Source organism: Vicinamibacteria bacterium (assembly GCA_035620555.1).
Taxonomy (GTDB): Bacteria; Acidobacteriota; Vicinamibacteria; order Marinacidobacterales; family SMYC01; genus DASPGQ01.
Genome location: DASPGQ010000075.1, coordinates 1 through 9,204, shown reverse-complemented (window position 1 = coordinate 9,204; position 9,204 = coordinate 1). Strand labels below are relative to the sequence as shown.

The window sequence follows — 9,204 nt, the reverse complement described above, 5'->3', positions numbered from 1 at the left end:
TCGAAGCCGTGCTTCGCCGGGCGCTCGCCAAAGATCCCGCACGACGCACGCCATCGGGTCGCGAGCTCGTCGAGGCGTTGAGGGCCCTTCCCGCCGGCTTGCTTCTTCCAGTGGGGACGACCACGCCGAAAGACAAAGTCGAGCCACGCGCCCCGATCATGCCGCCGGAAGCGCAGTATCGCATGGGCGCCGAGACGCTAAAGAGGTTGAAAGAGGACGGCCGTCCTTTACGGTTTTCTTCCTCCCTCTCATCCAGACTGCGAGAGATGAGCCTTTCCCCGACCGAGGGTTTCATTCTCTCGAGGGTCGACGGGACCTCGAAGGCGAGCGAGATCCTCGCCCTCAGCCCCATGCCGGAGAACGAGGTCGCCGAGACGATCGCAGAGCTCGTCCACAAAGGGCTGATCACCTGGGACGACCCGGACTCCTCCGCGTCCAGCGGGTCCAAGCTCGACCCCGCGCTCGAGAAGGAGCTCGGACGCCTCCTCGATCTCGGCAAACGACGACGCTACTCGGAGCTTCTAGGGGTGGACGTCTCGACTCCCCCACCGCAGGTGAAACAATCCTACCTCGAGCTGATTCAGCGTTTTCATCCAGAAGCCCATCCCAAAGACCTCTCCCTCGAGACCCGACACCGGCTCTCGGAGCTATGCGCCGTCGCTACCCGCGCTCTGACAACCCTTTCACGCTCACGCACCAAACCTCCCGTTCCACCGAAGCGGGTACGAAGCGATTTCGACCGTACCCGGCATGCCTGGGAGATCTTCCGGCGGGCCGAGCGAGCCTATGAGACGACCGACTATTGGGACGCGATCCAGCTCGCTCGTCAGGCAATCGAGCTGGACCAGGAGCAAGCGTCTTTCTACTATCTGCTCGGCCTCGGGCTCATGAAGAACCGCAACTGGCTCAAGGAAGCCGAGGGGCACCTCCGCCGGGCGGCGGAGCTGGACCCGAGCAAAGCGGACTACTTCGGGCAGCTCGCCTCGGTTTACAAAGAGCTCGGCATGGTGGAGCGCTCGGCAACGATGCTCGAGAAGGCCAAGGCCATCGACCCGAACTTCTCTCTCTCATAAAAACGAGAACGGCTTGGCGTTACCGCCCGCTCAGATAGGCCTTTCCCCGCTCCATCAGAGCGGCAAACCCGGCCTCGTCTCCCGCGCGCACCACGGATCGGATTCGTTCCACGGCATAGAGAAGCGCCGCCAGCGCCTCGGTGCCATATTCGTTCAGGGATTGGATCTCGAAGTAGAGTCGAGGGCTCTCGCCAGCCACTTTCTTCGAGACCAGAAGCTGCTCGTCGAATGTGGTGCTCGAAAGCTTCGCCAACTCCGGCGCCCGCTCTCCGCTCTCCGCCAACGCGGTGAAAAAGGCGATGTTGAGCGCGTGGGAGAGACCGAGCACGTATGCGATGAGCCGATCGTGGCTCTCGAGATCCATCTCGACACGAACCGCGAGGGTGGAGCGAAAGAGCTCCCTGGCGGCGTCGGTGGCCTCCCGCACTCCCACATCGACGAAGATCACGTGCCGTCCCGACAGCAGCTCCGTATCCGGCCCGAACATTGGGTGTACCGAGGTCACCTTCGCACCCGCGGCCGCCATCGCCCGCAAACCGTCTCGCACGGGGCTCTTGAGCGAACCGATATCGAAGACGAGACCTCCGGGCGGGCGTCGCGACATCTCGAGAAGAATCTGGTTCGCCACGACGAGCGGTGCGGCGATCACAATCACGTCGTGAGGAAGCTCCATCTCCTTCCAGCTCCGATACGGCTTGGAGGCGGGATCCGCAATGTCAACCAAAAACCCCTGCGATCGCAGGAAGCTCTCGAACCAGCGGCCCATCTTGCCCGCCCCTCCGATCACCAGCGCTCTCTTGCCCGTTCCCCCGGCTACCGTCTTGATCGACTCACGCTCCTGAACCGTCAGGGACGAGCGAATGAGGAGGAGCATCAGCTCCTCGGCCAAACGAGGGGATAGTCCGAGCTCCAAGGCCCTCTCGCGAGCGCGCTCGACCACGTCGCGCTCCTGGGAGAAATCGCGGGTGGGCAGAGCCGCCGCTCGTTTGACGCTTCCGATCTTCGATGCCAGCTTTTCTCGCTCGGCGACGAGGTCGAGGATCTTGCGATCGACTCTGGCAAGGTCTGTTCGCAGCGCGTCGAGTTCGGCATCCATGGCAAACGATTCTCTAACGAGGAGCGCGTTGGTTCAATCCTGTGTAGAATGCGCGGCATGAAATCCTGGTTCGGTCTCGTCGCCCTGCTCTTCCTCCCCATCGACAGCTCGGCAGGCTTCGTCGATCGCGCCATCGAGATGGACGGCGAGAGCTACAGCTACACCGTCTTCGTCCCCACGGAGTGGACCGCGGACAAGCAGTGGCCGGTCGTTTTGTTTCTGCATGGCGCGGGCGAGCGCGGCTCGGACGGGACCGGTCAGTTGAAAATCGGCCTTCCTGCACGAATTCGCGAGCTCGGCGATTTTCCCGCCGTCGTGGTGATGCCGCAGTGCCGCGATCGGATGTGGTGGGGCGATCCGGCCATGGAAGCTCAAACGTTCGAGGCACTCGAGCGGTCGGTCAAGGAATTCAACGGTGACCCCGAGCGCGTCTATCTGACAGGCCTTTCGCTGGGAGGTTATGGCGTCTGGGCGTTCGGATACAAATACCCGGACCGCTTCGCCGCGCTCGCTCCCGTGTGCGGCGGGGTTTTGCCCAACCGGCGCATCGCTCCGCCCGATTGGCATCCGGCATCGATTGCTCCGGACGACCCTTACACCGAGACCGCCCGCCGGGTGAGCGCCCCGGTCTGGGTCTTTCACGGCGACGCGGATCGCCGGGTACCGGTCAACGAGTCGCGCAAGCTCGCCGCAGCGCTCGAGGCGGCGGGCAAGTCGGTCCGCTACACGGAGTATGCCGGTGTCGGCCATGACTCCTGGGACCGGGCCTACTGGGAAGAGGAGCTCGTCCCCTGGTTGCTCTCACATCGAAGAGGAGAATGAACGTGCGCTCACAGATCGTACCGAGTCTCGTAATCGTCGTCGTCCTGGGGGCGAACGCCATCGGGCAAGAGCGTGTGCAGTTCGAGCCCGAGGTCGGATACCCGACGTTCGCCGTTCGCGAGCCAGTGCTTCGGATAAAGCCGAACACGATTCTCGTCTCCAGGACGATGATGGGGGCTTACTACACCAGGGAAGGTGGCGCTTTTCCGGGCGAAGTCGGCCCGTTCTATATCGAAGGGGCGACGACGGACGACACCCTGGTCGTCGAGGTGCTGAAAGTGCGACCCAACCACGACCTCGCTGCCTCGCAAGTGTCCTCGAGCTTCGGGGGGCTAGCGGGTGAAAGCCGGGTCCGGTTCCTCGCGGACCCGATTGGCGAGAGGCGCTACGTTTGGACGATCGATCGGGAAAAGATGACGGGGAAGACCGAGCTTCCTGGAAGCAAGATGAGAGAGATCGAGATCGATCTGCAACCGATGCTCGGCCGGGTAGGCGTTGCCCCGCGGGGCGAGGAGGCGTTTGGCGGATTGTGGCCCGGGGATTTCGGTGGAAACATGGATGCGCCCGAAGTCCGTGAAGGCACGACCGTTTACCTTCCCATCTTCCATGACGGCGCCTACTTGTACTTCGGCGACGGCCACGCGCGGCAGGGGGAAGGAGAGGTCGGCGGAACCGGCCTGGAGACATCCATGGACGTGGAGCTGCGCATCGACCTCATCAAAGGGGAAGCCATCGACTGGCCGCGCCTCGAAGACGAGGAGTTCATCATGGTGGCGGGCAGTGCCCGACCACTGATCGACGCCTTCCGCCTCGCCCACGTGGAGCTCATCGAATGGCTCCAGGCCGACTACGGATTCGACCGACTCGACGCTTACGCTCTGCTGGGCCAGCTCGCCCAGACGACCGTCGCCAATATCGTGGACCCCGCGTACACTGTCGTCGCCAAGTTTCCCAAACGTTATTTACCGCAGTAGCCGTCTCAGGATCTTGCCCGACGGCGATTTTGGGATCGCATCGATGACCTCGATCTCGCGGATCTTCTTGTAAGGCGCCACCCGCTCGGCGACGAAATCCAGGATGGCCTGCTTCGGAATTTCCTCTCTCAGGACGACAAAGGCCTTCGGTATCTCGCCCGCCTCTTCGTCGGGCTTGGGAACGACGGCCGCATCGGCCACCGCCGGATGGGAGAGAAGAATCGCCTCGAGCTCGGCCGGGGCTACCTGGAACCCTTTGTATTTGATGAGCTCCTTCAAGCGGTCGACGATGAAGAAATAGCCGTCCTCGTCGGCATGGCCGACGTCTCCCGAACGAAACCAGCCTTCGTCGTCGATCGCTGCTCGAGTCGCCTGGACGTTGTTGAGGTAGCCCTTCATGACCTGAGGGCCACGGATCCAGATCTCGCCGTTCTCTCCCGGCCCCACATCGAGCCCCGACTCGGGCGAAACGATCCGGCACTCGGTTCCCGGCACCGGCGGCCCCACCGAGCCGGGCTTGATCCTGTCCTCGTCGATTGGGTTGCAGTGCGATACGGGACTCGTCTCGGTGAGGCCGTAGCCCTGAAGGACGAAGCAGCCGAGCCTCCTGGCGCAGGCACCGGCGACGTTCTCACCGAGAGGGGCGGCTCCCGACATGATCCACCGCAGCGACGTCAAATCGTACTGGTCGACCATCGGATGTTTCGACAGACCGAGCACGATGGGAGGCACCAGGTGGGCCGCGGTGACGCGGTATCGCTGCATGAGCTCGAGAAAACCCTGAAGGTCGAATCGAGGCATGGTCACGATCGATGCGCCTTTCCAAAGCGCGAGATTCATGATGACGAGCATGCCGTAGATATGAAAGAAGGGCAGGATGCCGATGCAGACGTCTCTCTCGGTCAAGCCGCCTTCGAAGGCGGCGCTGGTCTGGACGAGGTTCGCCACGAGGTTGCGATGAGTCAGCATTACCCCCTTTTGAAGACCGGTCGTACCGCTCGAATAGGGCAGGGCCACCAGATCCTCTGCGGTATCGATATCGACCTCCGGCGGGTCGCCGTCGTTCTCGAGGAGCGCTGAGAATGGGGTCGCGCTGTCCGAGCCGCCAAATACGAAGATCTCCTCGACGCGAGAACCGCGGCAGGCTTCGCTCGCCTTGTCGAGGAAGGGGGGAACGGTGAGCAGGCGCGTCGCTCCGGCATCATCGAGCTGGCGTCGCAGCTCCTCGGGGGTATAGAGGGGGTTTACCGTGGTCGTCACTCCTCCCAGCCTCGCGACGCCGTGGAACGCGACCGCGTACTCGGGGACGTTGGGCGCGTAGATCGCGAAAACGTCCCCTTTCTCGAAGCCACGGGAAGAAAGCCCCTTCGCCACGCGCTGAATCGCCTCCTCGATCTCGGCGAAAGAAATCGCGCGGCCGCTCGGCCCATCGATAAGAGCCGGCTTCGCTCCGAGACTGCGCGCTCGGGCGAACACGAAATCCGTCAATGGTGAATCGGGAATGGCCACGTTCCCGTGAGGACTCCTGAAAATCATGCGCGCTCCTTCTTCCGAAGGAGCAACCTTAGTCCAGGTGGAATCAGCCGAACAAGCGTTTCAAACGCGAGCCTGGCACGGTGCCGGCGGTGTATCGAGGATGTCCGACACGGTAACGAGAGCGGCCTGGAGTCGGCGCCGATCTTCCACCGGCCCGAGGCAAATGCGTACCGCGTGGGCGCTGGTCGAACGAGCGGCGATGAAGTCCTCGGCGGGCGAGAGCACGACGCCGCGCATGCGTGCCTGTTCCACGAAGTCGCGCACGCACCAAGGCTCGGGAATGGTCAGCCACCCATGCGGACTGGAAGAATGCGCTCGGTAATCGAAGCGACCGAGGATCTGCTTCGCCACTCGCTGTCGCTCGCCGATCTCGGCACGCTTCCATTGCATGACCCGCTCCGCGGTGCCGTCATCGACCCAGCGAACGACGACGTCCGCCATCGACTGAGTCGCCATCAGGATCGTGCTCGATATGGCGGCCGCGAGACGATCCATCATCGGTGACGGCGCCCTCAGAAAGCCGACTCGCAGGCCGGGAGCGAGGCTCTTGGAAGTGCCGGTGAGGTAGTAAAATCGTGAGGGATCGATCGCGAAGCTTACGAGCGGCCGAGAGCCCGGGACCAAGAACCCGTAGCTGTCGTCCTCCACCACGGTCATCTCATAGCTCTCGGCGATGGCCACGATCTCGCGCCTTCGCTTCTCCGACATGACCGCCGCGGTCGGGTTCTGTAACGAGGGCATGCAGTAGAGCGCTTTCGCGTTCGTCGTCGCGCAGGCCGCCTCGAGGGCATCGGGGCGGATGCCTTCGTCGTCCATGATCAGGCCCCGCAGTCGAATATGGAGGAAGTTGGCCAGGGACTTCATCCCCGCATAGGTGAGCTCCGCGGTCAGAACGGTGTCACCCGGGTTCGTGATGGTCGAGAACACGACCGTCATTGCGTGCTGCGCCCCCGCCGTCACCAGCACGTTCTCCGGGGTCGAGGAAGCTCCAAACCATTCCAGGTATCGCGCCCCTGCTTCACGATGACGGCGAGAGCCGTAGGACGATTGATAGGCGAGGAGATCCCATGGATCGCGCTCCAGCATGACCTCGGCCATGCTCGCGGCGAGCTCTTTGGCGAAGGGATAAGGCAGGAGGCTGTTTGCCGTCAGGTCGGTCGCCGACGGCTCGACGTCGTGGTGGTGTCTCAGCCCGAACGTCTCTTTGCGGAGCACAAAGGTGCCGCGCCCCACCTCGCCACTCACCAGACCCCGGCGCTCCGCCTCGGAGTACGCGCGGGTCACCGTGGTCAGAGCGACCTTGAGCTCGTCGGCTAAATCACGCTGCGGAGGCAGCCGCTCTCCCTCGGCGAGTCTGCCCTTGGAGATATCCTCGGCGATCGAATTGGCAATCGCGAGATAGAGGGGACTCTCTCCCCTTGGCAACGTCGGCTTCCATGTCGCCATTGGTACACCCTAACACTTGCCCTCATTGTCGTCAAAGACAATAGTTGGTATGAGCCGCATAACATGTACGACAATAGCAGCAATACAATCCCAGACCGGAGGAAAAACGCACACCGAACCACGTGGAGAGCGCCCGAGGAGTTGCCGAGTGAAGCCAGGACCAAGAGCCGAGAGACGTCGACCGATGCCTCGGCGGGCACGACCCAGCCCAGGCTACCTCCAGGGCTGACCCCTACACACCCCCTCTGCGGCGGCGAGGCGATTTGGGGAAAAGCTAGAAGCGACCCGCATCCACATCGCGGATGAACTGAACGAGACCCTCGAAGTAGACGAGCTGATCGTCGTACATCGCCATGTGGCTGCCACGCGGGCAAAGGAGGTAGCGTCCTTTTGGAAGCTCACCAGCCATCATCTCCATATGGGATGGATCCATCGTGTCGTGGCGGGCGCCTACTACGAGAGTCGGGACCCCGATCTTGCCGAGATCCTGCGTCCGATCCCAGTTGAGGAGCTTTCCGCTCGCTCCGAGCTCGCTCGGCCCTTGCATGGGAACGTAGATATTGTGGTTGATATTCTCGAACGCGCGGTTCACCGGGTCCGGCCATTGTTCGGCCGGCATGCGCAGAACATGATCGACGTAATGATTGGCGATCAGTAGCTCCATGTAGCTGGGATTGTCGTACTCCCCGGCGGCCTCGAGCCGTTTGATCTCTGCCAGAGCCGACTGGTCCATGGCGGGCATCAGCACGGTACGGGCGTACTCGTTGTAAGCGGGAATACTGGCCATCATATTCGAGATGACGAGCCCTTTGAGATGTTGCTGGTATTTCAATGCGTATTCCATGGCCAAAATTCCGCCCCAGGAATGGCCCAGGAGGTAGAAGTTGCTTCGATCGAGCCCGAGCGCGATGCGGACCTGTTCGACCTCTTCGACGAAACGCGGAACCTCCCACAGCTCGGGCTCGTCGGGCTGGTCGCTGTAGGCCGAGCCGAGCTGGTCGTAGTAGTAGTACTCGATGCCGGCGGCGGGAAAGTAGCTGTCGAAGGCCTCGAAGTACTCGTGCGTCGCCCCCGGGCCGCCGTGGAGGAGCAGCACCTTGGTCGTGGGATTGTTGCCGACGCGCTTGGTCCAGACGTGAAAAGTGCCCTTGGGCGTCTCGACGGGAATCCGTTTCACACCACCGCTCAAAACGTCGTCGCGGCCGGTGTAGTCCAAATAGCTCGACGTGATCGCTGGTTCCGGTGGCGAGCCGTTCGTACAAGCTTGCAGGAGCGTCAGGGCAACCAGAGCGAGGGGTATCTTCATCATCATAGTCTCCTCTCTTCTTGTACTTAATGCCGTGGCGGGACCCGCAATCGATCGAGCCGCCACGGCTCGGCCTTTGCGGCGCTTCGCGCCGATCTCGCGGCAGAAGTCTTGGCCACCGCTCGGCAGGCTGGACTGTACTTTTTCATCAGCCTGCCAGGGGGCACAAGCCGAACGGCGAGCTCATTCTGCCCTTTCGGCTCTCAAACGGCAAAGCGAACCACCCGCGTTTGACAACCGCGTGGCATTGTATGGAGACTGGGAAATCGAATGCGACTCGCACTACCGGTCCTCGTCCTTGCCGCCACTGCGGCCGGAGCTCAGAAGATCGAATTCGACTTCGACCGTAAAGTCGATATCTCCCAGTACAGTACGTTTACCTGGAGCAAGGAACAGAAGCCGGTTGCCAACATGGCGAACCACGTGCGATTCGTCAACGCGATCCAAAAGCAGATGATGGAGCGGGGCTTTCGCATCGATGTCCGCAACCCCGACCTCTTGATCCAGTACACGGTGGATACCCATAGCTCGGTCCAGACGCGCTCGACACAACAGCCTTCGGTCTGGGACCCTACCGACATGAAGGTTCAGATCGACGTGAGCCGGGAGGAGCAGGTCAGTTTGACGATCGAGCTCAAGGAAGCCGAGTCGAGCTTCATGGTGTGGCAAGCGAAAGGTACGTACCCGCTGGGCACGCCCGATCGCTCCGAAAAACAGATCCAATCCGCGGTAGCGGACGTGTTCTCGAAGTACCCGGATCCAAAAGCGACGAAAAAGTAGATCTCCCTCCTAAGCCTTCTTGTCGAACCGGGCGAGACGGTACGATGTCAGCAGAGATACGTCCACGCCGTCGAGTATCTCGATGGCTGCGAGCCGGCCGACGATCGGCGTGAGCGTCACCCCGCTGTGCATTACCGCAAGATAGATGTCCGGCGCTCCGGCCGAGAAGCC

Annotated in this window: 8 protein-coding genes; 4 read left to right on the top strand and 4 right to left on the bottom strand. The window is 62.2% G+C overall.

From position 1 onward, the window contains the following. On the top strand, nucleotides 1-1,073 hold a 1,073-nt coding region (locus VEK15_02840; GenBank protein ID HXV59605.1), incomplete at its 5' end, for a protein kinase family protein. Nucleotides 1,074-1,092: 19 nt separating this feature from the next. Here the strand turns inward: VEK15_02840 and VEK15_02835 are convergent. Continuing rightward, the gene (locus VEK15_02835) at nucleotides 1,093-2,169 is read right to left on the bottom strand and encodes a prephenate dehydrogenase/arogenate dehydrogenase family protein (protein ID HXV59604.1); all 1,077 of its coding nucleotides are present in this window, start codon (nucleotides 2,167-2,169) and stop codon (nucleotides 1,093-1,095) included. Nucleotides 2,170-2,226: 57 nt separating this feature from the next. Between VEK15_02835 and VEK15_02830 the strand changes: the two genes are divergently transcribed. Together VEK15_02830 and VEK15_02825 are read left to right on the top strand one after the other, a co-directional pair. Beyond that, entirely contained in the window at nucleotides 2,227-2,991 is a 765-nt protein-coding gene (locus VEK15_02830) for a prolyl oligopeptidase family serine peptidase (protein HXV59603.1), read from the top strand. Between the two features lie 2 nt (nucleotides 2,992-2,993). Next, complete coding sequence (locus tag VEK15_02825) at nucleotides 2,994-3,965, top strand: acetamidase/formamidase family protein (protein HXV59602.1); 972 nt, start codon at nucleotides 2,994-2,996, stop codon at nucleotides 3,963-3,965. Here VEK15_02825 and VEK15_02820 read toward each other — a convergent pair. The 3 genes from VEK15_02820 to VEK15_02810 all read right to left on the bottom strand — a co-directional run bounded on the left by VEK15_02820 (nucleotide 3,954) and on the right by VEK15_02810 (nucleotide 8,259). After that, nucleotides 3,954-5,501 (bottom strand): 4-coumarate--CoA ligase family protein, encoded by a 1,548-nt coding sequence (locus VEK15_02820; GenBank protein HXV59601.1) that lies wholly within the window; start codon nucleotides 5,499-5,501, stop codon nucleotides 3,954-3,956. The two genes, VEK15_02825 and VEK15_02820, sit on opposite strands and share 12 nt — an antisense overlap. A 60-nt stretch (nucleotides 5,502-5,561) precedes the next feature. Next, the gene (locus VEK15_02815; protein HXV59600.1) at nucleotides 5,562-6,947 is read right to left on the bottom strand and encodes a PLP-dependent aminotransferase family protein; all 1,386 of its coding nucleotides are present in this window, start codon (nucleotides 6,945-6,947) and stop codon (nucleotides 5,562-5,564) included. A gap of 274 nt (nucleotides 6,948-7,221) precedes the next feature. Continuing rightward, entirely contained in the window at nucleotides 7,222-8,259 is a 1,038-nt protein-coding gene (locus tag VEK15_02810; protein HXV59599.1) for a proline iminopeptidase-family hydrolase, read from the bottom strand. 264 nt (nucleotides 8,260-8,523) lie between these two features. Between VEK15_02810 and VEK15_02805 the strand changes: the two genes are divergently transcribed. Next, nucleotides 8,524-9,033: a DUF4136 domain-containing protein gene (locus tag VEK15_02805; GenBank protein ID HXV59598.1), complete on the top strand. Its 510-nt coding sequence runs from the start codon at nucleotides 8,524-8,526 to the stop codon at nucleotides 9,031-9,033. Nucleotides 9,034-9,204: the final 171 nt, after the last annotated feature.

Coding starts and splice junctions, on each gene's coding strand:
- VEK15_02810 (HXV59599.1), bottom strand. CDS start 8,259: ATGATGATGAAGATACCCCTCGCTCTGGTTGCCCTGACGCTCCTGCAA.
- VEK15_02830 (HXV59603.1), top strand. CDS start 2,227: ATGAAATCCTGGTTCGGTCTCGTCGCCCTGCTCTTCCTCCCCATCGAC.
- VEK15_02820 (HXV59601.1), bottom strand. CDS start 5,501: ATGATTTTCAGGAGTCCTCACGGGAACGTGGCCATTCCCGATTCACCA.
- VEK15_02835 (HXV59604.1), bottom strand. CDS start 2,169: ATGGATGCCGAACTCGACGCGCTGCGAACAGACCTTGCCAGAGTCGAT.
- VEK15_02815 (HXV59600.1), bottom strand. CDS start 6,947: ATGGCGACATGGAAGCCGACGTTGCCAAGGGGAGAGAGTCCCCTCTAT.
- VEK15_02805 (HXV59598.1), top strand. CDS start 8,524: ATGCGACTCGCACTACCGGTCCTCGTCCTTGCCGCCACTGCGGCCGGA.